The following is a 23,854-nucleotide window of genomic DNA, read 5'->3' on the forward strand; positions in this document are numbered from 1 at the left end:
TTGTAACGAAAAAAAGCCGCCGATGCGAATGCTTTTCAGCCTGTTTCGACCATTTTTGGCGGCATTGAGTTATTTTATTTTAAGAAAACACGCACTTTGCTCCCTCTTTCCACTTTAACGCCTTGTTTTGGGGACTGGGAAGCGACGGTATTGCCCGTCCCTTCAATGACAATATCGATATTGATCAGCTGCTCCTTTAATTTTTCTTTCGATAATCCGATCAAATTCGGCACACTGACGAGATCCGGATCGTTCCATGTTTTTTCTTTTTCGATCTGATTCATTTGTTTTGGCACATGAAGCAGCGGCAAAATGTCCTCCATCATCTTCCCAACAATCGGTGCCGCCACGGTGCCGCCAAACTGAACAGTGCCTTTCGGATTATCAATCGCCGTATAAATAACGACTTTGGGATCATTAGCAGGCGCAGTACCAATAAATGAAACGATATGGTTGTTTTCCAAATAGCGCCCATCCTTTGCTTTTTGTGCGGTTCCCGTTTTTCCGCCAACGCGGTATCCGTCCACAAACGCATTTCGTCCTGTTCCTTTTGCCACAACACTTTCAAGCGCACGCCGCACTTCCTTTGATGTTTCTTCAGATATGACTTGGCGCACTTTTTTCGGTTTATGAACGGCTTCTGTTTTCCCTGTTACAGGGTTTGTCCAGCTTTTCGCCACAAATGGCTCATATAAAATGCCGCCATTTACCGCTGCTGAGACAGCTGCTACTTGCTGAATGGGTGTGACGGCAACTCCTTGTCCAAAAGCTGCAGTCGCTGCTTCTACCGGTCCTGCTGATTGTTCAGTAAATAAAATACCACTCCCTTCACCATATAAATCAATGCCTGTTTTCTCTCCAAATCCGAACTTGCGAATGTAAGTAAAGAGTTTTTTTTCACCTAAGCGGGAACCGAGTTCAACAAAGCCCGGGTTGCACGAATTCTCGACTACTTCAAGAAACGTTTGATGGCCATGTCCTTCCCGTTTCCAGCAGCGCAGCCGCGTCCCATTTACTTCCACATGACCCGGATCAAAAAAATGCTCCTGATCAAGATCAACCTCTTTTTCTTCCAGCGCAGCTGCCAGTGTAATGATCTTAAAGGTAGATCCTGGTTCAAATGTGCTCCATACTGGCAAATTCCGGTTGTATATGTCCGGATCATATTCATTGAATCGGGCCGGGTCATATGACGGGCGGGATGACATCGCGAGAATAGCACCTGTATTTGGATCCATCGCAATGCTCATCGCTGCATCAGGCTTGTACGTTTTTTCCGCTTGATCAAGCTCTCTTTCCATCACCGCTTGAATGTCTGCATCAATGGTCAACTGCAAATCCATTCCATTAACTGGTGCTTCGTAATCATTTGCAAGTCCAGGCATCTGGTTTCCTTTTGCATCGGTATACATTTGAATAGAACCCAGTGTTCCAGATAGTTTCTTATCATAATATGCTTCAATGCCGGCGAGCCCTTGATTATCCGCGCCCGTAAATCCGATAATGTGGGCGAGCCGGTCTTTTAGTACGTAATTTCGGATCGAGTCCTCCCCAACCCAAACTCCTTTCAACTGAAGATCTGTTACAGCTCGTGCTGTTTCAGCCGATAAATGCCTCCCTTTTGAGGAAAGACGTTCGATGGATGAACGTTTTGTCATCCGTTCATATAAAACGGACTCTTTCTCACCAAGAACAGCTGCAAGCTTCTCAGCAGCCTGTTTTGGGTCATCAATTTGAGCAGGAATGACATAAACCGTTGGTGCGTTTTTATTGCCAACAAGAATATCTCCCTTGCGATCCAGGATGAGGCCACGCTCCGGTTCTGCAGGAATGCTTCTTCCCCAAAGTTCTTCTGCTTTGTCCGTCAATTCACCTCCATTTACCAATTGGATATAACCCGTGCGGACAATTAAAGCCGAAAAGGCCACAAAAGACAAAACGAGTATCCAAAACATTCGAACCCGCATCATACACACTCCTTTTCTTCATGATCATATGCAGCATGAAAAAAAAGTTGACAAAAAAAAGGCTGTCTCAAATTCAAAGTGCCTGGCACTCTTGAGACAACCCTTTTTATTCTTTACCCGGATTGATCTGACTCTTCATTCGCTTTTTTGTTTGCTTCTTCAGCACTTCCTGGCTTTTCAAGCTTAATGATCAGCTTTTGACCTTCTTTTATTGCGTCGTCTGCTTGAATGTTTTGTGAAATAACATAACCAGAACCTGAATAGCTTACTTTGAGCCCGACACTTTGAGCTACTTTCATTACATCGCGGATCGCCCAGCCGGTCATATTCGGCATCGTCCATTTATCAGATGTCAGCAACACTGCTTTTTCACCTTGAAGCAGCTTTTCACCGGCCGCCGGCACTTGCTTGACAATTTCATTGCCAGTGCCAATAATAACCGGATCCACACCGGATGCCGCATACGCTTCACGCGCTTCAAATGTTTTCTGGCCAGTAAAATCTTTCAGTTCAACCGTTTGAGACGTGATCGTTTCATCCGGCTGTATATTTAAATACTGGAGGCTGTTACGCATCACTGGATTAAAAATTTTTGAGACAGGCGCTGAGCCGGATTCATTGTCTAATTTCGGCTGCGCAACAGCTGCATACACGATCAGTTCTGGATCATCTTTCGGCGCCATGCCAATAAACGAGAATAAATAATTGTTTGTTCCTGTTAAATACCGCCCGTCTTCCCCTACTAACTGTGCAGTTCCTGTTTTCCCGGCTATATCGTACCCTTCAATATGATACGGTTTCCCGGTGCCATGTTCAGCTGTGATGACCGTTTCAAGGATGTCTAGTGTTTCAGCAGCTGTTTCTTTAGAAATCGGCTCACCGACAACCTCTGGTTCTGTGTTCACAATTGTTTTACCGGTCGTATTATCAATAATTTTGTCAATAATATACGGCTTCATCATTTTCCCGCCGTTTGCGATGGCTGTTGCCGCTTGGAGCATTTGCATCGCATTGACGGTCGATCCTTGACCAAATGCAGTCGTTACTTGTTCAAGCGGATAATTGAACAAAATGCTTCCCGACGCTTCACTTGGCAGTTCAATGTCTGTTTTTTGGCCGAAATGGAAATCCTCAAGATATTGCCTGAATACACTAGGGGTCATTTCTTCGAGCATATTGGCGATGGCGACGTTTGAAGACCGCTGAATCCCTTCTTCATACGTAATTTCACCCCAGCCGGCACCTCCATTATGATCCCGAATACGATTTGGTCCAATGCTGTATGTTCCAGATTTATAAGTGGCCTCCGGATTAAACACGCCTTCTTCAATTGCCGCCGCCAACGTAAAAATTTTCATCGTTGAACCCGGCTCATACGAATACTCGACAAGATCATTCATCCAGTTTACGTCAAGCCCTTCACGTGTGCCTGGATGGAACGTCGGCCGCTGGCTCATCGCCAAAATTTTGCCCGTTTTTGCTTCTGCTACAACGGCAAAAGCTTCTGCAGGATTGTATTGGGCTTCTACTTCATTCAAAGCATCCTCCATAAACGTCTGAATTTTAGAATCAATGGTCAAATACATATGATCGCCATCTTCCGGCTCAGCGACCATTTCCTGCTTTTCTGGAAGTAAATAGCCCCATAAATCACTTGTATAGCGAATTTTCCCATCTGTTCCCTGCAAATACTTCTCATATGATTTTTCGATGCCCATTTGACCTTCCGTTTCAAATGTGACATTCGCATTTTTGTCTTCTTTTTCAATTTGCTGTGTAAAGCCAATTAAGTGCGACGCAAATGTCCCATTCGGATAAAACCGTTTCGCCTGACGAATAAATGTAATGCCAGGCAGGTTCTCTTCTTCAATTTGCAGCTTAACACTATTCGACAAACCACGTCCGGCCTTTCCAAACTCCACCTGAAACGGATCTCCATCTTTTTTTAGCCGCGCCAATATATCCGCTTCATCCATATCAATGTATTTCGCTAATACTTTGGCCGTTTTTTCCGGATCTGTTACGTGATTTGGAGACTCCGGATTTGTCGTAACGGAATCATCCAAAATTGCGGCAATTGTAAAGGAAGTTGCATCCTCTGCAATGATTTCACCATTTGTGTCATAAATCGTCCCTCTGCTCGCTTCAAGGACATCGGTGCGCATATATTTTTCGAGCGCTTCGTTTTTTAGTTCATGTCCATCTGCTTTTCCCGTTGCCTGAATATAGAGGACTCGTGAAAATAAGATAAAAAAGAGGAGGGCGAACCCAATGTACAGGATCGCAGCTCCTATTTTTCGATTGTTTCTATTTTCCATCATTTCGGTTCAACAACCTTAATATTTTGATCACTTAAATCCAGTCCCATTGCTTTCGCACGTTCCCAAATTTTTTCGTATGTGCTTTCTTCACTAATTTGAACTTCAAGGTCATGGTTAACTTTTTCCTGTTCCTGGATCTTTACATCCATGTCTTGAATTTGTTTGTTCGTTTCATAAATGGCCGCCTGCGTCGAAATGAGCTTGGCACACATAAAGCAAACGGTTAACACAACAACAAGAAACAAGACTTTTTCTCCCGGTGTAAAAAACTGCCTGCTTACCTTCCGCTGCTTGACGGGAGCCGTTTTTGGCTGGTTAACAACTGGCTGTTTCGCTGTATTGTTCATTTAGATTCCCCCCCTAAACGGTTCCTTTTCTTTTTTCTGCAATGCGCAGCTTGGCAGACCGTGCACGGTTATTTTCTTCTAGTTCTTCTTCTGTCGGCACAATTGGTTTTCTGGTGACTAATTTTAAAACGGGTTCATATTCTTCAGGAATAATCGGCAACCCGGGCGGCAGTTCCGGACCTGTAGATGCTTCTCTAAAAACCGTTTTGCAAATGCGGTCCTCAAGCGAGTGAAATGTAATAACACTGATCCGGCCGTTAATACTTAATAAGTCAATCGCATCATGAAGCGAGCGTTCAAATACGCCAAGCTCGTCGTTTACGGCAATCCGAATGGCTTGAAACACTCGCTTAGACGGATGTCCGCCTTTTCTTCTTGCCGGCGCCGGAATAGCATCTTTTATTAGTTCCGTCAGCTGACCCGTCGTTTCAATTGGCCTAATCTCTCGTGCGGCTTCAATTTTGCGGACAATCTGCTTAGAAAATTTTTCTTCCCCGTACTTAAAAAAAATGCGGACAAGCTGTTCAAATGACCATTCATTCACAACGTGGTACGCCGACAATGGAGCACTTTTATCCATTCGCATATCAAGCGGCGCGTCATGGTGATAGCTGAATCCTCGTTCTGGTGTATCGAGCTGCGGCGATGAAACACCCAAGTCATACAAAATGCCATCAACTTCCGTAACGCCTCGTTCATGAAGCTCTTCTTTCACATGCTCAAAGTTGCTTTTTATAAATTCAACACGATCAGCAAACGGCTCAAGCCGTTTTTTTGCATGTTTGATCGCGGTTTCATCCTGATCAAATGCGAACAATTTCCCGTCAGGTCCGAGTTGCGAAAGCAAATACTCACTATGGCCTGCTCCGCCAAGCGTACAATCTACATAAATTCCATCAGGGCGAATATTCAGCCCGTCGACCGTTTCACGAAGCAATACGGTCGTATGATTAAATTCCATTTTCTTATCAGTCCAATCAACGTTATAAATCAAAATCAGTTAAATTTTCAGCAATGTCTGCGAATGAGTCCGCTGACGCTTCCAAGTACTCGTCCCACTTTGATGCGTTCCAAATTTCCATCCGATTTGAAACACCAACAATGACACATTCTTTCTGAAGCAATGCGTAGTGCAAAAGCGGATCAGGAATATTTATTCTCCCCTGCCGGTCAAGTTTACAGTCATTTGCGCCCGAGAAAAAAAAGCGGGTAAACGCACGCGCATCTTTTTTTGTCAGGGGCAAAGTGGAAAGCTTTTCCTCCAGCACTTCCCATTCATCAAGCGGGTAAACAAATAAACACTCGTCCAGGCCACGCGTCACAATAAATTTTTTGCCGGCATCACCACGAAATTTCGCTGGAATAATCAACCTGCCTTTTTCATCGATTGAATGACGGTATTCTCCCATGAACATGGTGCGTCCCCACTTTCTACACTAACTTTACCACATCCCCCCACTTTGCACCACCCATTTCATAATGAGCTCTATTCCTTTTTTGCGCGTAAAAAAAGCCTGCCCAAAAGGCAGACTTTTCATTTACATGTATAAGATGTAATGACTTCCATCATGCTGATATGACTGATCCATTAATTCGTCGATAAATGAAGGACCGTATTCATTTAAGAAAGGATATAAATTCCACACTCTTTCCTGCAGCCCGTCTGGCCGCAGGAAAGTTTCCACACGATTGAAACGGCGGAGCGCCGCTTCATGTGTCTGCTCTAGAACAGCGTCACTCTTCTGAAGAAGAATGTTAATTTGCCGCTCGTGGTACGATTTGTTTTTTTGAACGATCGGCATAAGCCCATTGTGAAGCGCCGCTGCACGCGCTTCAATTTTTTCATAGTTCGCCAGCAGTTCCTGCTTCATCTGTGCGACAAGTTCATGTAAGTGATGATCACGAACCGATTCGATATACGCAGCTTTCTCTTGTTGAACACCCCGCTGTACAGCCCTTTCAATTGGCATCTCCATCTCTGAAAGGATACCCGCAACGTTTCGATCGACAATGGTTATATTTAAACGAGGGACAACCAACGGCATGTTCATTTTAAAATGCTCGAACGCGCCTTTTAATTCCGCCCAATACGCAATTTCCCCCGGTCCAGCGATAAATGCGAGCGTCGGAAACAGCCACTCCTGCATAAGCGGCCGCGTGACAACATTATTGCTAAATGACTCAGGCGAAACTTCAAGAAGCTCCAATAAGCCTGCTTCGGTATACGTGCACCCGCTTTTACTGACGAACAGCCCGTTTTCTTTTTGGAGTAAATGGCGTTCGCCTTTTTCAATTAAAAATAAATTGGCTGGCTGTTCGCCTGTCTCAATAGCAGGAGCAAAACCCACATCCTTTATTTGCTGCTGCGTTTTTTTTACCGCTTCCGCCAGCTGGTCATTTTCTAAAATCAGCTGCTTGAAAAATGGCGTTTCGAGCTTTCGCAGCACAGGATCTGCCGCATCAATCAACAGCAAGCCGTACTTTGCAAAAAAAGATCCAGTTAAAAACGTAAAAAATTCTGTAAACGTGCCGCTTTCCTCCACCGCTCTTTTTACGTCCCTGAGTAATTGATTTGTATAATGTGTTTCTTTTAGACAGGCAAAAACGGATGTCACCCATTCAGACATCATTTTTTTATCAAAAACAGTATTTGACGCTGCCTGTTTTTTCACAAACCGTTCCGGATAGCCTATTTTCTGCATGCGTTCATTTTTTTCAATAAATACATGATTAACTTCCATTAAATCATGGTCTTCCCCGGCAATCCAAAAAATTGGCACGACTGGAATGCCGAGTTTTCCTTCCTGCTCCTTCGCTAAATGCAAAATAGAAATGATTTTATGTATAGAATATAAAGGCCCTGTTAAAAGTCCCGCCTGCTGGCCGCCGACGACCGCAACAGATGAAGGGTTCATTAACTTTTGCAGTGATTGCTCCACTTCGTTGGTGAGATGATGCGGTGTCATGTAGTTCCGGATAATGCCAGCTACTTCATCTCGTTTAAAACCCCTTGTCCGCACTTCTTCCGCACGTTGCTGAAAAGACTGCTGTGAAAATGGCTTATAATCAAAAAAGCCGCTGGCATGGGATGATCCGCTTATGTACTCTTTTACGAACGGGTTTAAAGCGGGAACAGAAATGCGTTCTTGTTCCATACATTTACTTCCTTTCTTTCGGACAAATTTTCTTGTTAGAGTATACCACCTGACGGATTGAAAGGGAAAATAATGTGCCTGCTATACAACTATTATTTCAGAAAATTATTGACCTGATAATGATTATCATTATAATTTAGTTGACAGCATTGCTGAACAAACGAACATAAAAGGAGCGTTTTTTTTCAATGGCCAACAAAAAGTTTGGGTTTTTATCAGGATTACTCAGCATGTCGCTGCTTCTGGCTGCATGTGGAAACAATAACGAATCTGCCGGCACGGGTACGGCGTCTGATGAAGAGACGAAGGATGCTGGCGTTGTCAATTTGTATACGAGCCGTCATTATGAAACAGATGATGCGCTTTTCGACCAGTTCACAGAAGAAACAGGCATTGAAGTGAATGTTGTTAAGGGCGAAGAAGACGAATTAATGGAGCGGCTTACTCGTGAAGGTGAAGCGACAGAAGCCGACTTGTTTTACACAGCAGATGCAGGCCGCCTGCACTGGGCAAAAGAAAAAGGCCTGCTTCAAAGCGTAGAAAGCGACACATTGAATGCAAATGTGCCAGAAAATTACCGCGATGTTGACAACCAATGGTTCGGACTCACAAAACGTGCCCGCATCATCGTTTATGCAAAAGATCGTGTACAGCCGGAAGATTTGTCCACTTATGAAGCGTTAACAGAAGAGCAATGGAATAAAAAAGTATTAATCCGCTCTTCAGACAATGTTTATAATCAGTCACTTGTTGCATCATTCATTTCATTAAACGGAGCAGATGCTGCGAAAGAATGGGCACAAGGCATTGTAAACAACATGGCACGCGATCCGGAAGGCGGAGATCGTGATCAGGCTAAAGCGGTTGTTGCCGGAATTGGCGATGCAGCCGTTATGAACACATACTACTTTGGCCAGCTATTGAACTCTGAAGATGCAGAAGAAGTAAAAGTCGCAGAACAGCTTGGTGTGTTCTTCCCGAACCAGGAAACAACAGGTACACATGTGAACGTCAGCGGTGCTGGTGTGACAAAACATGCAAAAAACAAAGAAAATGCCATCAAGTTTTTAGAATTTTTGTCTAGCGAAGATGCGCAGGGGCAATTTTCTGAAGCAAACTTTGAATACCCGGTCAATCCGAATGTAGAACCGGCTGAGCTGCTCGCTTCCTGGGGTGAATTTAAAGCGCAGGATTTGAACTTGTCAGAGCTTGGCAAGTACAATGCGGATGCATTAAAACTGATGAACGAGGCTGGCTGGAAATAATGTTGGGAGGCAGGCTGCTTAAAAGCCTGCCTTTTCTGTGTCAAAAAACGACATGCTCTTGTATTTTTCAAACGGTTTTCATACTATAAGAAGAGTGCAGTTGATAGAAGGAACTTCTTCTAAAACCGTGCACGTCCTGTGCACAACGAATAAGCCAGAACATCCTGTTCAAGTGAGGTATCTATATGAACGTTATTCGCTTTATCCGTCTTCACGTAAACAGCTGGTCTATAATGAGTATCATTTTCACATTACTCATTTTATCTCCCGCTTTGTCCATTTTCTTTCAAATTTTTGAAAAACCAAATGAAAACTGGGCGCATATTCAAGAATTCCTGCTGAAAAATTATATTCAAAATACGTTAATGATTGTTTTTTTCACCGGGCTCTTTTCTATTTTAATCGGTGTGAGCCTTGCCTGGTTCGTGACAGCTTACCGGTTTCCACTACGTCGCTTTTTTAAATGGGGGCTCATTTTGCCGCTGGCTATTCCCCCTTATATCGGTGCGTATACATATCATGGCATTGTGAACTACACAGGCGTTCTGCAGTCCACACTCCGAAATGAATTTAATATAACCGCGAATCCGGCTTATTTCGATATAATGAACATTCCCGGCGCGATTTTTATTTTCACGATTTTTTTGTATCCGTACGTGTACATTATTACGCGTGCTTACTTAGAACAGCAATCCGCTTCGTTAATCGAAAATGCACGACTTCTCGGCAGCGGTCCACTGGAATTATTTTTCCGCGTCATTATGCCCATTTCACGGACAGCTATCATCGGCGGGGCAAGTCTTGTTATTTTAGAGGTGTTAAACGATTACGGCGTTGTGTCTTATTTTGGCATTCAAGTAATTACGACCGCTATCTTTCAGGCATGGTTTGGCATGAGTGACGTGGCGTCCGCTATTAAGCTCGCAGGTATGTTAATGGCCATTGTTTTTCTTATTTTGTTTTTGGAAAAAGTACTGCGGGGCCGAAAACAATATAGTTATTCAAATGCAAAAGTCCGGCCGCTTGAACCGATTTCATTATCTCGTGAGAAAACAATATTGCTTTTTGGTTATGTCATGTTTATTTTTACCGCCGGATTCCTTATTCCATTTGTTCAGCTTTTTCAATGGATGATGATGACTTATGAAAAAGTCGTTAGTCCGGACTTTTTGCAGCTTATTTTTAATTCCGTGTACGTCTCGCTTATCTCTGCTTTTATCATTATGATCATCGCCCTTGTGATCGGTAATTTCATCCGGCTGTCGGACAGCCCTTGGAGCAAAGCTGTCTCTCGTGTAACGGTACTAGGCTACTCGATTCCTGGTGCAGTCATTGCCATTGGTGTTTTAACTTTTTTCCTCTGGCTTGACCGGCACTTAAACACGGTATACACTGCACTCGGCATTGACGCACCGATTATTTTAAGCTTGGGTCTTGGAATGCTTATTTTTGCTTACGTAAGCCGGTTTCTTGCGATCGGGTTTAATCCAGTTGATGCTGGATTTGATAAAATCGGCCGCAGCTTTACAGAAGCTTCCCGCCTGCTTGGCACTTCCCTTATGCGAACTTTTTTTAAAGTGGATTTGCCAATGATTCGCGGCGCTGTATTTGGCGGATTTACATTAGTTTTTATTGAGGTGATGAAAGAGCTGCCACTTACTCTATTGCTGCAGCCGTTCAATTTTTATACATTATCAACAAAGGCTTTTCAATACGCAAATGATGAAGCTGTTCATGAAGCCGCACTCGCCTCTATGCTTATTATTTTGATCAGCGGCTTGTCTATCTTTGTATTTCATGCTGTTTTGGAAAAGGAGAAAAAATAAATGATTATGCAGTTGCATGATGTAACATTTTCATATCGAAATACAAAAGAAAAAACAATTCAACATCTGTCGATGGAAATGGAAAAAGGCGAGATTTTGACCATCCTCGGTCAAAGCGGCAGTGGAAAAAGCACTGTTCTTCGTCTTATTGCCGGCCTTGAAGTACCTGAGGCAGGCATGATAACGATCAATGGCAGCACCATGTTTGACCAGAAAACGTTTGTCCAGCCGGAAAACCGCGGAGTTGGCATGGTGTTTCAAGACTATGCGCTGTTTCCACATATGACCGTGGCCGGCAACATTAAATTCGGCTTAAAAAAGATGAAACGGGCTGAACATGATGAACGTCTCGCATCTGTTATCGAACTGGTCGGGCTTAAAGGCTTTGAAAAACGCTATCCGCACGAGCTAAGCGGCGGACAGCAGCAGCGTGTCGCATTGGCTCGGGCAATGGCGCCCAACCCATCGATTATTTTATTTGACGAACCATTCAGCAATTTAGATGCTGATCTGCAAATCAAAATTCGTGATGAACTGCGCACGATTTTAAAAAAAGCAGGCATCACATCCATTTTTGTCACACACGACCAAGCCGATGCACGCGCGATCGCCGATCGGGTTATTTTAATGGAAAATGGACATATTTTGAAAACAGGAACGCCGGACCTTATTTTGTGTTAAAGTCCGGCGTTTTTCCTTTTAAAAGATTGTATAAAATCGAAAAAGCCGGGACTTGCACATTGTTTCGTGCCGCTTCATCTAACAGGGCGCCCACAATAGCGTTTAGTTCGGTCATTCGCCCCGCTTTCACATCACTCAACATCGAAGATTCATTGGGCGCTGTCTTGCGGCAAATATCAAAAACCGATTGTGTGACAGCTTCTTTTGTTTTATAAGGAAAAACAGCCGAAAACTCTTCACAAAGTGTTTCTACGGCCGCACGATACTCACTGTTTTCCACCAGCTCTCCATTTTTCACATTCAGAAGTGCAGTCAGCGGGTTGATAACAGTGTTGGCTGCCATTTTTTCGACTAGCATTTCATAGACATCCGGTTCCCATTGAAAGGAAAAACCAGGTGTCCCCAACACGCAACTAATCTCTTTATGTCCCCCTTTTACACTGGCCATTTTTGTTGTATCACGCCCATTTACTCCAATTGTCCGCTCGTCTATTTTGGCAATTCCGTGTGTTACTGATGCGGCGTAAATATTCCGATGGGATAGAGGCTGAATCTTCTTAAGGTGACTCAAGCCATTTTGAATAAATAACAGTGACCGGACGTCGGGCAGTTCTTTCAGCACGTCGTTTAAATGATATTGTTTCACAGCTACAACGACTAAGTTCGTTTCGACCGGAGCAGATTTAGCCGTCTTGACGATATGAACCGACTCCTGATTGTTTTCAATGACACGGATGCCGTCCGTTTCAAGCCGTTTTGCCTGTTCCTTTGTCCTTGCTTGAACGGTCACTTGATGATAACTGCTCCATTGCGATGCAAAAAACAAGCCAATTGCCCCGCCTCCTATAATATGAATATTCATTTCTCCCCCTGTTTTGTGAGCAATAACAATGATCGCTGCTTTTTATTTGCTTTATTATATAATAAAAGAGAAGGAAGATTCCCAGAAAATAAGCTGATCTCCGCTTAGGGACCAGCTTATTTTCTTATGTATTTTTCGATAAAAAAGCAGCGACCGCTTGATGGTGCGCTTCTTTCCCCCATAGCACCGAACACGCACGAATTTCTTTTTCTATCCGGCTTTTCAGATCGCCCGCCTGCCATTTCCCAATTATCATTTGTTTATACGCACGAAGAACTTCACTGTCTATCGATTGCTCATTAGCGAAAAACGCCCGTGCTTCTTCAATGTCGACTTTGTCGTGAAGCCGGTCGATAAAGCCAAAATCATCTAGCTGCTCCGCCCGGAAAACGGCCGCTTCTGACAGCATTTTAAAAGCGAGCCTGCTCTCGATTCGTTCAAACAGCATCGTTCCCCCGCCCCAGCCGGTTGTAATGGCAAGACCGCCTTGAATAAATCCTATTTTCGCACCGGTCCTGGCAACCCGATAATCACAAGCCGTCGCCAGTTCGCAGCCGCCGCCAACTGCCGTTCCATTGATAAGCGCAGCAGTCGGTTTTGGAAACACTGCCAGCTCATATAAAAGCTCACCCATTTTTGACAACATCGCATACGCTTCCTGCTCCGTTTGCAAAGACTGAAAAGCGGATAGATCACCACCTGAACAAAATGCTTTATCTCCTTTTCCTGTAATGGCCAAGACCCGTACGTCCTCTTTTAAAGCCCGATCCAGTGCCTCACGCAGCCCATCCATCACGTTATAATTAATCGCATTTCTTCGCTTTTCTCGTGTGATTGTAAACAGCAAAATCCCACTTTCTTTGTCCAATTCAATCGTATAATCCATTTTATCCCCTCCCACCCCATTGTAGCGCTTTCAATTTCCGAAAAACAAGCACAAAAAAAGCGGAGAGCCATGGTCTCTCCGCTTTTTTGAAAGATTTAAAAAGTCTTATTTGCTAACGCTAACGACTTCTTTGCCTTTATATGTTCCGCACTCTTTGCACACGCGGTGCGCAAGTTTCATTTCACCACAGTTCGGGCAAGAAACCATACCGGGCACTTGTAATTTGAAATGCGTACGGCGTTTGTTTTTGCGTGTAGTGGATGTTCTTCTAGCAGGTACTGCCATGTGATATACACCTCCTTAAAGGAATAAAAACTATATGAAGCCAGAATAGCTGTACTTCTCAATTACTCATCATCAGACGAAAAGAAGTTTTGAAGTTCTGCCAATCGTGGATCGACAGCCGGCTTCTCTTTTTTGGGAAGCTCTTCTTCATCTTCATAAAACGCCCAATTGTTTCCTGACTGAACAACATACTTGTCAGCTTCTTCACTAAAAATTTGCATCGGCACCTCTAAGATGATGGCTTCTTCTAAAATCGGACGGAGATCAATAACATTTCCTTCCGGCAGATGAACATCTTCTGTTTCGTAAAATTCGCCCTCTTCCGGTTTTAATAAAAACCGTTCAGTAAGCGGGATCTCAAACGGGTAAGGCACATCAACAAGCGTTCGTGAACAAGGGACAATCATTTCGCCCATTGCTTTCACTTGAAAAACAATTTGATCATGACGGATATCGGCACGTCCTGTTACGTGTACAGGAGAAATACGGCGAATATCATTGTCGAGCGTTGTTAGTTCGGTTAAATCAACTTTTTCGTCGATTTCAAGACCGCGGTCGCGGTGTTTTTGCAGTTGAATTATTGACCATTTCATTTAATCACCTCAAGGCAACAAAAGTAATTATAGCCCTCTCCTGATATATTGTCAATATATTTTCTTTACAGTGAAATGCTTGTTTGACTTTTTATTCATCATCTTTGAAAATGAAGATACATTCTGATCAAGAAAGGAATATTCCAATGAACGCAGCGGGTATTATTGTTGAATATAATCCGTTTCATAACGGACATCTCTACCATATAAATGAAACAAAACGTTTGTCAAATGCGGACGCAATCGTCGCTGTCATGAGCGGCTCATTTTTACAGCGCGGCGAACCTGCTGTAACCGATAAATGGACCCGGACGAAAATGGCACTGCAGCATGGCGTTGATGTCGTCGTCGAACTTCCATATGCATTTTCGACTCAAAAAGCAGAAATATTTGCTATAGGCGCAATTGAAATTCTGCATCACTTAAAGTGCCAATCATTTTGCTTTGGGAGCGAAAATGGACAAATTGAACCTTTTTTCCAAAGCGTGGACCAGCTGAGTAAAAAAAAGGAACAGCTGGCCGCACTTGTCCGCCTATTTATGAAAGAAGGAATAAGCTACCCGTCCGCTCAAACGAAAGCAAGAAATTCCATTTTTCAAAAAGACCCGCTGCCGCTTGATTTGTCAAAGCCAAATAATATTTTGGGTTTTCATTACATGCAAGCAAATGATATACTCGGCTCCCCGTTAAATCCACTCACTGTGCTGAGAAAAGGAGCAGGCTTTCATGATGCAGAAGCGTCTGGATCGATTGCAAGTGCAACAGCGATTCGGCAGCGTTTGCTTGAAACAAGCATCTCAATTGATGATGTGATGCCGCCTTTAAGTGCTGCCGGGCTAAAAAAGCGGTCCTTGCATTCGTGGGAATCGTATTGGCCGCTGCTTCGCTATCGGCTTTTATCCCTTCAGCCTGAACAGCTTGCTTCTATTTATGAAGTGGAAGAAGGGATTGGGCCAAGGTTAATACAAGCAGCGCTGAAATGTGATTCGTTCGCTGCGTTCATGCAGCGTGTAAAAACGAAACGATATACTTGGACCCGCCTGCAGCGAATGATGACACATATTTTAACGGATACTGATAAAGAAAGCATGCGACAGGCTGAACGCGTTTCATTTATTCGCTTACTCGGTATGACAGAAAACGGGCGGGCTTATATTCGATCGATAAAAAAAGAAATGCTCGTGCCGCTGGTTTCACGAACGGCATCGGCCAGCGATCTTCTGGCACTTGATATAAAGGCAGCACGCGTTTTTGCTTCTGCTCCCAATTTGCCGAAAGACTATGCCGATTCCCTCCTTGAACAAGAATATTCAACACCCCCGCTCTTACTTTGATGCGGTAATGTTATTTAAATAATCGACCGCATCTGAAAATACTTTAACAGGCACAATGATCATGTCTGTTCCGATGTTTTCTGCTGCTTTTTTTGCTTCTTCATAATTGGTCTTTAGATTCGAACGGTCCGCTGGCAGCTCGTCGTCCGGCGCAAAAAAGAACTGTGCTCCTGCCCGATCGGCTGCAACAACTTTTTGCGCGATGCCGCCGATCCGGCCGACCGTTCCATCTGACGCGATGGTACCAGTCCCGGCAACCTTTAAACCCGCCGCAATATCTTCTTCTACCAGCTGATCATAAATTTCAAGACTGAACATAAGACCGGCGGAAGGTCCGCCGATTTCATCCGCTTCAAGTTTTACCTTTGGTTCGCTTTTTAGCGTCCTGTCATCCGCCAGACTGATGCCGAGACCGGACTTGCCATCAAGTTCCGCGAAGGCCCTGAGCTGAATCGTTTTTTCATATTTTTTTTTGTTGCGTGTAAACGCGATGGTCACTGCTTCGCCCGGATTTTTTGACTGCACATAGTCAGTCATTTCTTTTGATGATTTTATATCCCGGCCATCGATGGATGTAATCCGATCACCCGCCTCCAGCACTTTCTCAGCGGGCATACCAGGGAATACACCAAGTACGTAAATGCCGTTGTATGTCCAATCATACGGCTTCTCTGCTTCATCAAACGCAACAGTGACCGCATTTTGCTGCGACGTATCCATCAAATGAAACTGTCTTACGTTGTATTCGTCGTCTGATTCGTGCGGATAACGGACATCTTCTTTCGGCAATATTTCTTCGTAATCACGCACAGAAGCCCATGCGTATGAGTAGACATTGGCCGGCCCCATTCGAATAGTCGTCAGCATTAAGGTACTTGTGTCATTCACATCTCCCCCATCCACGTGGACAATCGGGTCAAGCTCGTGTGCCCCTCCCGGTTTTGTTACGTAATACGGAAGCGGAATGAACGCGGCTGCGATTATTGTGAGCAGCACAGCGTACAGGAACACAGTTTGTTTATTATTCACATTTGTTCTTCCTTCCATGCAGATGCCCATTCAGGCTTCCTCCGGTGTCATCTGTTTCGTTAGTCTATTTTTTCAAGCGGAACATATCCTTTTGTACAGGCTCTTTTATTGTACAAAATTTTGAGCAAGTACGCTTTATATTACACTTGGGAGGCTTTTTATGTGGAAAACCTATGCTGCTGCTTGCGCAGTTACGCTTTTTGCCGCTGCCCTTCTTCTTTCACCCCAAACTGGCTTGCGGGCAGCTATATACGGGATGGATATTTGGTGGAAAACAGTTTTCCCATCACTTCTTCCTTTTTTTATCTTAACAGAATTAATGGCTGGTCTTGGTGTCATTGCATTTTTTGGTTCTTTGTTAAGTGGATTTATGCAGTTTTTCTTTCGCATTCCCGGTCCTGCCGGTGTTACGTGGATGCTGTCACTTGCTTCCGGGTTTCCATCAGGGGCAAGGATGGCTGCACGTCTTCGCGCTGAACATTCGATTACACGAATTGAAGCAGAACGACTCGTTGCAATGGCACATTCCTCTAATCCTTTATTTATTTTAAGTGCTGTAGCCAGCGGCTTTTTGAAAAACCCGGAAGCAGGGTTTCTGCTCGCAGCGGCTCATTATAGCGGGGCATTTCTCGTTGGGCTCACAATGCGCTTTTATGGAGGAAATAAAGAAGGACAAGCGAAAACGGTGGCTGAAGGACCGTTGACTGCTTTCAAGGAGGCGCGAAAAAAGGATGGACGAGTGTTTGGCACGATGTTTGCGGATGCAGTCTTGTCCTCTGTGCAAACACTTATGCTGATCGGTGGTTTTATTCTCTTTTTTTCGGTATTAACTGCTTTGTTAAATGAATATGGTGCAGTGGCCTTTTTCTTTTCTCTTTTTGCTTCACAAGAAACGAGCATGCCGATCGTCCGCGCTTTATTTGCCGGCTTTTTTGAACTGACGTCCGGTGTTCAGCTGTCGTCTTCCACTTCTATTTCTCCTAACGTAAGCCTCCTCTTAATAAGTGCTATTCTTGGGTTTAGCGGCTTAAGTGTCCATGCCCAGGTAGCGGCCATTATTAGCAGCACAGATATTCGTTATGGACCGTTTTTAGCCGCTCGCGTATTGCACAGCTTTTATGCAGTTATTATTATGCTATGGCTCATGTCCCACCCTTTTTCTTTTCCAGCTGTCGGTCTTTCTTTTATACCGGAGCGCGGAATGCTGATCACTGTTTTATTTCTTGGGACTGCTTCCATCCTGCTTGCTTTTCGCTGTTCAAAAAGCCGGGAAAAACGAGTATAGTTTTTCCCGGCTTTTTATTTATGTAGACAAATCAGCAAGCCGCTTTTCTGTTAACGCGGCTTCGACTTCTTTTGGCACAAGTTCCGAAATATCCGCTCCGTATTTTGCTACTTCCTTTACGATGCTTGAGCTGAGAAAAGAGTACTGGCTGTTTGTCATCATAAAAAATGTTTCGAGCTCATCATTCAGCACACGGTTCATAGACGTAATTTGCATTTCATATTCAAAGTCAGAGACAGCACGAAGCCCCCGCAAAATCGCTTTTGCGCCTACCGCTTTCGCATAGTCAACAAGCAGGCCTTGATAATGGTCCACTTCTACATTTGGAATATGCGCAGTAACTTTCCGTATTAATTCCGCCCTCTCTTCCACAGAAAATAGCGGTTTTTTAGACGAATTGCTTAAAATAACGACATATACCTTGTCAAACACTTTAGCCCCACGCTGAATAATATCAAGATGCCCATTTGTAATCGGATCGAAACTGCCCGGACATACTGCAATACTTGCCATTACCTTTCCTCCCCATCGTCTGCCTCTTTGTAAATCGAAACGGAAATCATTCCGTATGTTTCAGCACGTATACAGCGAAACGGTCCAATCTGTTCCGGAAGACGAACATCAGACCCATGTTCACACATAATAAATCCTTCCGGCGCAAGCAGGTTGTGTTTAGCTATATATAAAAGCATGGATTCAAGCTTCTGCTTTTTGTATGGAGGATCAAGAAAAATACCAGCAAACGCCAGCTCTCTTTTGACAATCGCATTTAATGCCCGGTCCGCTTCATTTCGATACACTTCTGACTGCTCTGTAAATTGCGCACTGCGTATATTTTCTTTCACTGTTTGAATCGCTTTCATATCGCGGTCGACAAAAATCATTCGATCAAATCCCCGGCTAAGCGCTTCAATGCCCAGTCCACCAGACCCTGCGAATAAATCCAGTCCGATGCCGCCTTCAAAATAAGGACCGATCATATTAAAAATAGATTCTTTTACTTTATCAGTTGTCGGGCGCGTGTCTTTACCCGACACAGCTTTTAAGGGCAGCCCTTTTTTTTCACCTGAAATAATTCTCATGTTTTCAACCTGCCATTCGTTTTCTTCGTTTATGGTATCACAAACGTACAAATGAAATCTATAGCATAAAAAAAGAAACCTCGCTTCCAAAAAGAGGTTCCTACAATCCGTATGACTTTAAGTGAATGGCTTCATCCGTTTCCTGTACTTCAACGAGGAAGATTTTTTGAAACCAAATCTTATCAATATATATGATGCCATCCATTTTCTGAAGAGCAGTTTCGTATAAAGCATATTGATGTTCATTTAAAAGCACGCGGTTTTCATTTAAATAAAAATGGTACGTTTCAAATTCTTTTTTCATCAGCCACTCTTGAGAAGACACTTCCTGAACAGAAAACCCGAGCGCTGCCGCAGCTTCTTTCAGCGGGACATAAAGCAGGCTGTCTTTTTTCTTCATATGAAAAGGCACACGCGCCTCTTCGACCATAACGGACCGACCGTCAAAAAAGATGAGAGGCACAGTTGGCAACTTGCTGCTTTTATTTTTTTCAAAGAAATCCGTTTGCTCACTTTTTACAGCCGACAGTGCCCTGTCGAGTTTTTCAGCGTTCACTTCTTTTCCTTTAAATTGCATGAGCGCCGTTTCCCATTCTTTTTGTTCTGCTTCAGCTAACACCGCCGCAATTTGCTCATTCATATCTGCCGCTTTCATGTTCATAGGCTGTGTGCTGTAGAGAGATACAGCCAGAAACGATGTCATCCATTGCTCTTCTTCCGGAAAAATAAAGTGTTTTTTTACATAGTCATAAATCATCCTTGAACGAATCGTTCTCAAATCGCTTTCCTGCCTAATAAATGTCAATCCATCAAGCTGTTGTGGTTTTAAATCCTTCGAAATTACGACGGTTTGAGCAATGATTTCTTCTTTAGAAAATGGAGCAGACATCGATTCCTCAGACAGATTGACCGGTTCTTTTGCGAAAACGGTAATGTCCGCAAAATTGCTTTGCTTCAACCCATTTTTTTGCCAAAATAAAGGCGGGCGGTCTGCTTTTCCTTTAAAAGAGTAAAAGTCGATCATTGACAGTTGTTTAGCGGCCGTTTGTTGAATGGAAGAAATCCATTGTCCGCCTCTTTTCGTATGATCCGTCAAAAGAAGATCCGTATGAGAAACATCTATATTTTCAAATGAAGCCTGCCAGTTATTCAATAAAAATGATTGTGAAGAGAGCGTAGCTGGAATCTGATACTGTATAGTTATAATGCCGCCATTGGCGGTAACTGTACCGGATTGGCCGCCTGTAACACATTTGTCTCCTTTAGAACAGGATACCTCTTTTGCATCTGCAGGCAGTTTCATATTCAGTTTCGAATTTTCTGGTAATGATTGAAGCGCCTGTTTAATTAAGAATCCGTCACTCTGCACCTCTATTTCGATCGTTTGATCCGCCATAATATTTTCAGAAGCACTAGATAATTTTTCATAGCCGATCCATTGAATAGTTAATAAAATCCCGGAGATAATGAGTAATAATACAGAAAATGAAAGGACCTTTTTCACATATTCTCCGCCTTTCTTAGGAAATATTACTTATATATATATATCATATCAAAAAAAAATAAAATTGACGATAAATTTTGTCAAAATTACCTGAACAATTGCGTATAATAGGAATGAAAGAAATGGAGGATATACATATGATTCAACGATTTATTGAACTGGGAGAAGGATATTCGGACTTATATGAACTCATTGATATTGCCGAACGTTCAAATGAGAGAATTGCGCACTTTATTGCGCTGCACTCAAATGAAGCCACCTCGTGTGCCATCATACTTCATCCGACGTCGACAGGCAGTTTTCAGCCGATTTATGTGTGCCGCGAAGGAATTCCTAATCCACATAAAAAAGAAAATGAGCGGTTCCGATTATTCGAACAGACTGCTGCATCTATTGGCAAACCTGTCATTGAAATGGATGTAAAACCTTCTGTCTTATTTGCAGAAAAGACGCTTTATTACCAATATTTAATCGGTATTTTGCGCATTAATCATTACCTCCCGCCGCTTTCGTAAAAAGCATTAAAAAAGGCCTTGTCATCAGACAGGCCTTTTTCTTATACCCCAATTTTATAATCGTATTCTTTTGCTTTATCCGGACGGGAATTTTCATAATCAACTTTTAAAAATGGCTTTTCGGAAAAATCGATTTTTTTGACGAAAGAAAAAGCCGCCAGTTTTTCTGCCAAGCCAGGTGCTTCCACGTGATTACAATAAAGCACGGCATATTTCATTTTTTTGGATACGTAATGAACGTTTCCATATTTACGCAATGACTTGGCAGGCTTCAATGAATGAAGCCACACAATTAATGCTTGTCGTTCCGTTAGCATAATCCATCCCCCGGTTCTTTCATTTTTATGCGGAACAACCGCATGAACCCCCGCTTCCACAGCTGCCGCAGCCACTTGTAAAAACAGAACCCGCTCCCGGCACTTTTACTTGCACTGATACCGAATGGGCAATAAGCAGGCTAATATCATCTAAAAGCTGCTGCAGTTCCGTTTCTGCCCGTCTAAATGCCGCGACGTGTTCATCCATATCCATTTCACGCTTCGCTGTGCGCGTCTCCATCATGATTCGTTTATAATCCGGATGATAGCGACCAAAACGCTGTACATCTTCATATTGTTCTTTCAGTCGGCTAAAAGCAAAAATTTTATATTTAACGGATTCAACCGTATAAAGCTTATCGTAACAGTCCCGGTATTGCTTTGCTTGTTCTGAGTGAAGAATCATATCTCCAAGTTCATCTACTGCATCCGTGACATTAATGAGTTCTATCGTTGTTGCAATCATTTGAGTCACCTCCATCCGCTTATTCTACCATATATCGTTACATTCCGGTAAAAATTTGTGTGAAATGAGTGCGATAAGCGCCTGTTCCAAATGATGTGAAGGATTCATCTAAAAGAATGGCCCGATCCTCCTGTGAATTCAGCCATGCTTCCATCGCTGCGGGTGCGTCCATATAATTAGCGCTGATCATTTCATTCGAGGTGTTAAATGAAAGACCCGCTTCCGTTAAACGCTGCTTTACATTTCCAAATCTCGGTGATTCACGACCAAAATAACCGGCTTCAAACATGTCCTTGCTATGTGATTTGGCTGACGCTTTTATTTCTGGTGTCCATAGAAGCACCGGCATGCCAGCTTGCTGTCGAACAAAATTACTCATATCTGCGAGCTGCGCCTCACTTCCACGCTCAATATGCACCCATGCAGACATACCCGGATATGGGACTTCAGGCAATGTCCCTTCATAAACAAGCTCATATGGCTTTATTTTAAGCAGAACGCCAGCGGTCATAAACCGGATGCCGGACAACGTACCGGTCTGCTGGTCAATATAAAGCTGCGCATAAAAATCACCGATTGGAATAAGTGGTCTTATATTTAACTCTTCTTCCGACAGTTCAAAACGGTAATAGCTATCTTTCGCGTGCACAACAATTTCCATTTCCGGATACCGGGAACTAAAAATTTCATTAGCAGAGCGTCCAATTGAAAAAGGTACCGTATTTATATCGCCTTTTGCAAAAATCGTCACGACTCGGCCATTTTCAACACCTGCGAGCATGTACCGGCCGGCGGATTTATAGACCCACCATTCGTATCCGTATGCTGATGGTTCTTTTCGGACAGGTTCCCCATATTCCTTTACAAGCACATCTACTGACTTTCCTATTAACGCCCCAGCTCCTTCATCCGGAACCGGATCTACCTTCTTCGGCAGCGCAGGGTCAACCTCCCCGCTGTTGACAGGGGGCGGTGCAGGCGGTTCATTGCTTTTTTCATCTATCGCTTTATCGGTATAAATGCCGACCAGTATTAAAATTAAAAAAATGACTAAGATTTTAAAAACAGCTCGCAGACGATCATCTCCTTACATACCCCATCTTTCATCAGTATATCATTCCATATCACCGATTGAAAAAAACTTGTCGTTACACCGTTAAAAATTTGTCACGTTCAATCATTTCAAGCACATTGCATGAAAGCGCAATTTCGACTATTATGGAAGATGAAGCAAAAAAAGACGAACAGGCAGGAAGGAGTACGTTTATGAAATTTGAAAATACGGGTCTTGAAGGCACACAGATTGATTTAAACCAGCTTACACATATTATGGAAGAACACGGCATGGTACTTGCCGGCCAATGGGATTATGAACGTGTTACATACGATCGTAAATTTGAATTAAAAGAAGGCGTTTATTATTTGCGTGTCTTCGGTTTCGCTGTCAAAGGAGACGTGGGTGCTGAAGATGCCCTCATTGAATTAATGACACCGCTTCTTGGCAAACATTATTATCCGCATGGCATCGAATACGGGGCGGATGAATATTTTCCTGAATCACTCGTGAAAACGTGTGAAAAGCTGCTTGCAGATATTAAAGCAGAAACCGTTCATTACGTATAAGAAAAAAGCTTTCCTCCGTCAAAGAGGAAAGCTTTTTTTATTCTCCGCCAAGAATGGCCTTGAAAACCGATGTCGTCGGACCGCCTGAGTAAAATACATATAGGAGCAAATAAACAGCCACACCGGTAATCGCCGTAAAAAACCAGATGATGCTCGTATATGGCCCGATTTTACGGTGAAGTTTTAAATTATTTTTCAATCCGCTTGTAATGGATACAATTCCAAACACAGCACCTGTTGTCGCTAAACAAATATGAAAAATCAAAAAGACAGTATAATAAATCTTTATATCATCCGGTCCGCCAAAAGCGGTATTGCCAATAAATAAAGTCCGGCTGACATATATAGTGAAAAAGGTTAAAGCAAAAACGCCTGCCAGCAACATTGTTTTTTTATGTTTTTCAACTTTACGCTGCTTAATCTGTGCCCAGCCGATCGCAACAAATATCGCACTTAAAGCGATGAAAAAGGTGCTGATCGTTGGTAAAATAGGTAACGACATGAAAATTCC

At 43.3% G+C, this 23,854-nt stretch carries 25 protein-coding genes; 7 read left to right on the forward strand and 18 right to left on the reverse strand.

Annotation, left to right across the window (positions count from 1 at the left end; translation table 11 throughout):
• Positions 1–74: 74 nt before the first annotated feature.
• From VQ00_RS08110 to bshC, 6 genes are all read right to left on the reverse strand, one after another.
• Positions 75–1,970, reverse strand: coding sequence for a stage V sporulation protein D (locus VQ00_RS08110; RefSeq protein ID WP_483782921.1), 1,896 nt, complete (start codon positions 1,968–1,970; stop codon positions 75–77).
• 110 nt (positions 1,971–2,080) lie between these two features.
• Positions 2,081–4,288 (reverse strand): penicillin-binding protein, encoded by a 2,208-nt coding sequence (locus tag VQ00_RS08115; RefSeq protein ID WP_052728413.1) that lies wholly within the window; start codon positions 4,286–4,288, stop codon positions 2,081–2,083.
• Positions 4,285–4,635, reverse strand: a complete 351-nt coding sequence (gene ftsL, locus VQ00_RS08120; protein WP_046179652.1) for a cell division protein FtsL — start codon at positions 4,633–4,635, stop codon at positions 4,285–4,287. The genes VQ00_RS08115 and ftsL overlap by 4 nt, the downstream gene beginning before the upstream one ends.
• Before the next feature lie 13 nt (positions 4,636–4,648).
• Entirely contained in the window at positions 4,649–5,596 is a 948-nt protein-coding gene (gene rsmH / locus VQ00_RS08125) for a 16S rRNA (cytosine(1402)-N(4))-methyltransferase RsmH (protein WP_046179653.1), read from the reverse strand.
• A gap of 22 nt (positions 5,597–5,618) precedes the next feature.
• On the reverse strand, positions 5,619–6,050 hold the full coding sequence (gene mraZ, locus VQ00_RS08130; protein WP_046179654.1) for a division/cell wall cluster transcriptional repressor MraZ: 432 nt from the start codon (positions 6,048–6,050) through the stop codon (positions 5,619–5,621).
• Positions 6,051–6,173: 123 nt separating this feature from the next.
• Entirely contained in the window at positions 6,174–7,790 is a 1,617-nt protein-coding gene (bshC, locus tag VQ00_RS08135; RefSeq protein WP_046179655.1) for a bacillithiol biosynthesis cysteine-adding enzyme BshC, read from the reverse strand.
• Between the two features lie 188 nt (positions 7,791–7,978).
• Between bshC and VQ00_RS08140 the strand changes: the two genes are divergently transcribed.
• From VQ00_RS08140 to VQ00_RS08150, 3 genes are all read left to right on the forward strand, one after another.
• Positions 7,979–9,055 (forward strand): Fe(3+) ABC transporter substrate-binding protein, encoded by a 1,077-nt coding sequence (locus tag VQ00_RS08140; protein ID WP_046179656.1) that lies wholly within the window; start codon positions 7,979–7,981, stop codon positions 9,053–9,055.
• 185 nt (positions 9,056–9,240) lie between these two features.
• Positions 9,241–10,881 (forward strand): ABC transporter permease, encoded by a 1,641-nt coding sequence (locus tag VQ00_RS08145; RefSeq protein WP_046179657.1) that lies wholly within the window; start codon positions 9,241–9,243, stop codon positions 10,879–10,881.
• Positions 10,882–11,562, forward strand: coding sequence for an ABC transporter ATP-binding protein (locus tag VQ00_RS08150; protein ID WP_046179658.1), 681 nt, complete (start codon positions 10,882–10,884; stop codon positions 11,560–11,562).
• On the opposite strand, the gene VQ00_RS08155 is transcribed toward VQ00_RS08150, so the two are convergent.
• The 4 genes from VQ00_RS08155 to VQ00_RS08170 all read right to left on the reverse strand — a co-directional run bounded on the left by VQ00_RS08155 (position 11,549) and on the right by VQ00_RS08170 (position 14,188).
• Positions 11,549–12,424, reverse strand: a complete 876-nt coding sequence (locus VQ00_RS08155) for a 2-dehydropantoate 2-reductase (RefSeq protein ID WP_046179659.1) — start codon at positions 12,422–12,424, stop codon at positions 11,549–11,551. The genes VQ00_RS08150 and VQ00_RS08155 overlap by 14 nt on opposite strands.
• A gap of 124 nt (positions 12,425–12,548) precedes the next feature.
• Entirely contained in the window at positions 12,549–13,310 is a 762-nt protein-coding gene (locus tag VQ00_RS08160; protein WP_046179660.1) for an enoyl-CoA hydratase/isomerase family protein, read from the reverse strand.
• A gap of 105 nt (positions 13,311–13,415) precedes the next feature.
• The gene (rpmF, locus tag VQ00_RS08165; RefSeq protein ID WP_046179661.1) at positions 13,416–13,595 is read right to left on the reverse strand and encodes a 50S ribosomal protein L32; all 180 of its coding nucleotides are present in this window, start codon (positions 13,593–13,595) and stop codon (positions 13,416–13,418) included.
• Positions 13,596–13,657: 62 nt separating this feature from the next.
• The gene (locus VQ00_RS08170) at positions 13,658–14,188 is read right to left on the reverse strand and encodes a YceD family protein (protein WP_046179662.1); all 531 of its coding nucleotides are present in this window, start codon (positions 14,186–14,188) and stop codon (positions 13,658–13,660) included.
• A gap of 146 nt (positions 14,189–14,334) precedes the next feature.
• Between VQ00_RS08170 and VQ00_RS08175 the strand changes: the two genes are divergently transcribed.
• The gene (locus VQ00_RS08175; protein WP_046179663.1) at positions 14,335–15,522 is read left to right on the forward strand and encodes a nucleotidyltransferase; all 1,188 of its coding nucleotides are present in this window, start codon (positions 14,335–14,337) and stop codon (positions 15,520–15,522) included.
• On the opposite strand, the gene VQ00_RS08180 is transcribed toward VQ00_RS08175, so the two are convergent.
• Entirely contained in the window at positions 15,514–16,551 is a 1,038-nt protein-coding gene (locus tag VQ00_RS08180) for a SepM family pheromone-processing serine protease (RefSeq protein ID WP_245618088.1), read from the reverse strand. The genes VQ00_RS08175 and VQ00_RS08180 overlap by 9 nt on opposite strands.
• Before the next feature lie 160 nt (positions 16,552–16,711).
• Between VQ00_RS08180 and ylbJ the strand changes: the two genes are divergently transcribed.
• Complete coding sequence (ylbJ, locus tag VQ00_RS08185) at positions 16,712–17,836, forward strand: sporulation integral membrane protein YlbJ (RefSeq protein ID WP_046179664.1); 1,125 nt, start codon at positions 16,712–16,714, stop codon at positions 17,834–17,836.
• 18 nt (positions 17,837–17,854) lie between these two features.
• Here ylbJ and coaD read toward each other — a convergent pair whose 3' ends face one another.
• The 3 genes from coaD to VQ00_RS08200 all read right to left on the reverse strand — a co-directional run bounded on the left by coaD (position 17,855) and on the right by VQ00_RS08200 (position 20,422).
• On the reverse strand, positions 17,855–18,349 hold the full coding sequence (gene coaD / locus VQ00_RS08190) for a pantetheine-phosphate adenylyltransferase (RefSeq protein WP_046179665.1): 495 nt from the start codon (positions 18,347–18,349) through the stop codon (positions 17,855–17,857).
• Complete coding sequence (gene rsmD, locus VQ00_RS08195) at positions 18,349–18,918, reverse strand: 16S rRNA (guanine(966)-N(2))-methyltransferase RsmD (protein ID WP_046179666.1); 570 nt, start codon at positions 18,916–18,918, stop codon at positions 18,349–18,351. The genes coaD and rsmD overlap by 1 nt, the downstream gene beginning before the upstream one ends.
• 100 nt (positions 18,919–19,018) lie before the next feature.
• The gene (locus VQ00_RS08200) at positions 19,019–20,422 is read right to left on the reverse strand and encodes a hypothetical protein (RefSeq protein WP_046179667.1); all 1,404 of its coding nucleotides are present in this window, start codon (positions 20,420–20,422) and stop codon (positions 19,019–19,021) included.
• Between the two features lie 137 nt (positions 20,423–20,559).
• Between VQ00_RS08200 and VQ00_RS08205 the strand changes: the two genes are divergently transcribed.
• Complete coding sequence (locus tag VQ00_RS08205; RefSeq protein WP_046179668.1) at positions 20,560–20,937, forward strand: DUF7147 family protein; 378 nt, start codon at positions 20,560–20,562, stop codon at positions 20,935–20,937.
• 41 nt (positions 20,938–20,978) lie between these two features.
• Here the strand turns inward: VQ00_RS08205 and VQ00_RS08210 are convergent, their stop codons facing one another.
• The 3 genes from VQ00_RS08210 to VQ00_RS08220 are packed head-to-tail and all read right to left on the reverse strand — an operon-like array spanning position 20,979 to position 22,795.
• Positions 20,979–21,254, reverse strand: a complete 276-nt coding sequence (locus VQ00_RS08210) for a YlbG family protein (protein ID WP_046179669.1) — start codon at positions 21,252–21,254, stop codon at positions 20,979–20,981.
• A 25-nt stretch (positions 21,255–21,279) separates the two neighbouring features.
• A complete protein-coding gene (locus tag VQ00_RS08215; protein WP_046179670.1) occupies positions 21,280–21,720 on the reverse strand; it encodes a YlbF/YmcA family competence regulator in 441 nt (146 codons plus the stop codon).
• Between the two features lie 37 nt (positions 21,721–21,757).
• A complete protein-coding gene (locus tag VQ00_RS08220) occupies positions 21,758–22,795 on the reverse strand; it encodes a CAP domain-containing protein (protein ID WP_342667008.1) in 1,038 nt (345 codons plus the stop codon).
• 191 nt (positions 22,796–22,986) lie between these two features.
• Here VQ00_RS08220 and VQ00_RS08225 point away from each other — a divergent pair, with 191 nt between their 5' ends.
• Positions 22,987–23,343, forward strand: coding sequence for a YugN family protein (locus VQ00_RS08225; protein WP_046179927.1), 357 nt, complete (start codon positions 22,987–22,989; stop codon positions 23,341–23,343).
• A gap of 37 nt (positions 23,344–23,380) precedes the next feature.
• On the opposite strand, the gene VQ00_RS08230 is transcribed toward VQ00_RS08225, so the two are convergent.
• Complete coding sequence (locus tag VQ00_RS08230; RefSeq protein ID WP_046179672.1) at positions 23,381–23,845, reverse strand: DUF420 domain-containing protein; 465 nt, start codon at positions 23,843–23,845, stop codon at positions 23,381–23,383.
• Positions 23,846–23,854 lie beyond the last annotated feature (9 nt).

Source organism: Domibacillus tundrae (genome assembly GCF_000970675.1).
Taxonomy (GTDB): domain Bacteria; phylum Bacillota; class Bacilli; order Bacillales; family Domibacillaceae; genus Domibacillus; species Domibacillus tundrae.

Bases quoted from the DNA above. Each gene is read 5' to 3' on its own strand.
- coaD (WP_046179665.1), bottom strand. From the start codon at position 18,349: ATGGCAAGTATTGCAGTATGTCCGGGCAGTTTCGATCCGATTACAAAT.
- VQ00_RS08160 (WP_046179660.1), bottom strand. From the start codon at position 13,310: ATGGATTATACGATTGAATTGGACAAAGAAAGTGGGATTTTGCTGTTT.
- VQ00_RS08205 (WP_046179668.1), top strand. From the start codon at position 20,560: ATGATTCAACGATTTATTGAACTGGGAGAAGGATATTCGGACTTATAT.
- mraZ (WP_046179654.1), bottom strand. From the start codon at position 6,050: ATGTTCATGGGAGAATACCGTCATTCAATCGATGAAAAAGGCAGGTTG.
- VQ00_RS08230 (WP_046179672.1), bottom strand. From the start codon at position 23,845: ATGTCGTTACCTATTTTACCAACGATCAGCACCTTTTTCATCGCTTTA.
- VQ00_RS08115 (WP_052728413.1), bottom strand. From the start codon at position 4,288: ATGATGGAAAATAGAAACAATCGAAAAATAGGAGCTGCGATCCTGTAC.
- ylbJ (WP_046179664.1), top strand. From the start codon at position 16,712: ATGTGGAAAACCTATGCTGCTGCTTGCGCAGTTACGCTTTTTGCCGCT.
- VQ00_RS08175 (WP_046179663.1), top strand. From the start codon at position 14,335: ATGAACGCAGCGGGTATTATTGTTGAATATAATCCGTTTCATAACGGA.
- VQ00_RS08150 (WP_046179658.1), top strand. From the start codon at position 10,882: ATGATTATGCAGTTGCATGATGTAACATTTTCATATCGAAATACAAAA.
- VQ00_RS08155 (WP_046179659.1), bottom strand. From the start codon at position 12,424: ATGAATATTCATATTATAGGAGGCGGGGCAATTGGCTTGTTTTTTGCA.
- VQ00_RS08170 (WP_046179662.1), bottom strand. From the start codon at position 14,188: ATGAAATGGTCAATAATTCAACTGCAAAAACACCGCGACCGCGGTCTT.
- VQ00_RS08215 (WP_046179670.1), bottom strand. From the start codon at position 21,720: ATGATTGCAACAACGATAGAACTCATTAATGTCACGGATGCAGTAGAT.
- rsmH (WP_046179653.1), bottom strand. From the start codon at position 5,596: ATGGAATTTAATCATACGACCGTATTGCTTCGTGAAACGGTCGACGGG.
- ftsL (WP_046179652.1), bottom strand. From the start codon at position 4,635: ATGAACAATACAGCGAAACAGCCAGTTGTTAACCAGCCAAAAACGGCT.
- VQ00_RS08210 (WP_046179669.1), bottom strand. From the start codon at position 21,254: ATGCTAACGGAACGACAAGCATTAATTGTGTGGCTTCATTCATTGAAG.
- VQ00_RS08225 (WP_046179927.1), top strand. From the start codon at position 22,987: ATGAAATTTGAAAATACGGGTCTTGAAGGCACACAGATTGATTTAAAC.
- VQ00_RS08110 (WP_483782921.1), bottom strand. From the start codon at position 1,970: ATGATGCGGGTTCGAATGTTTTGGATACTCGTTTTGTCTTTTGTGGCC.
- VQ00_RS08145 (WP_046179657.1), top strand. From the start codon at position 9,241: ATGAACGTTATTCGCTTTATCCGTCTTCACGTAAACAGCTGGTCTATA.
- bshC (WP_046179655.1), bottom strand. From the start codon at position 7,790: ATGGAACAAGAACGCATTTCTGTTCCCGCTTTAAACCCGTTCGTAAAA.
- rsmD (WP_046179666.1), bottom strand. From the start codon at position 18,918: ATGAGAATTATTTCAGGTGAAAAAAAAGGGCTGCCCTTAAAAGCTGTG.
- rpmF (WP_046179661.1), bottom strand. From the start codon at position 13,595: ATGGCAGTACCTGCTAGAAGAACATCCACTACACGCAAAAACAAACGC.
- VQ00_RS08140 (WP_046179656.1), top strand. From the start codon at position 7,979: ATGGCCAACAAAAAGTTTGGGTTTTTATCAGGATTACTCAGCATGTCG.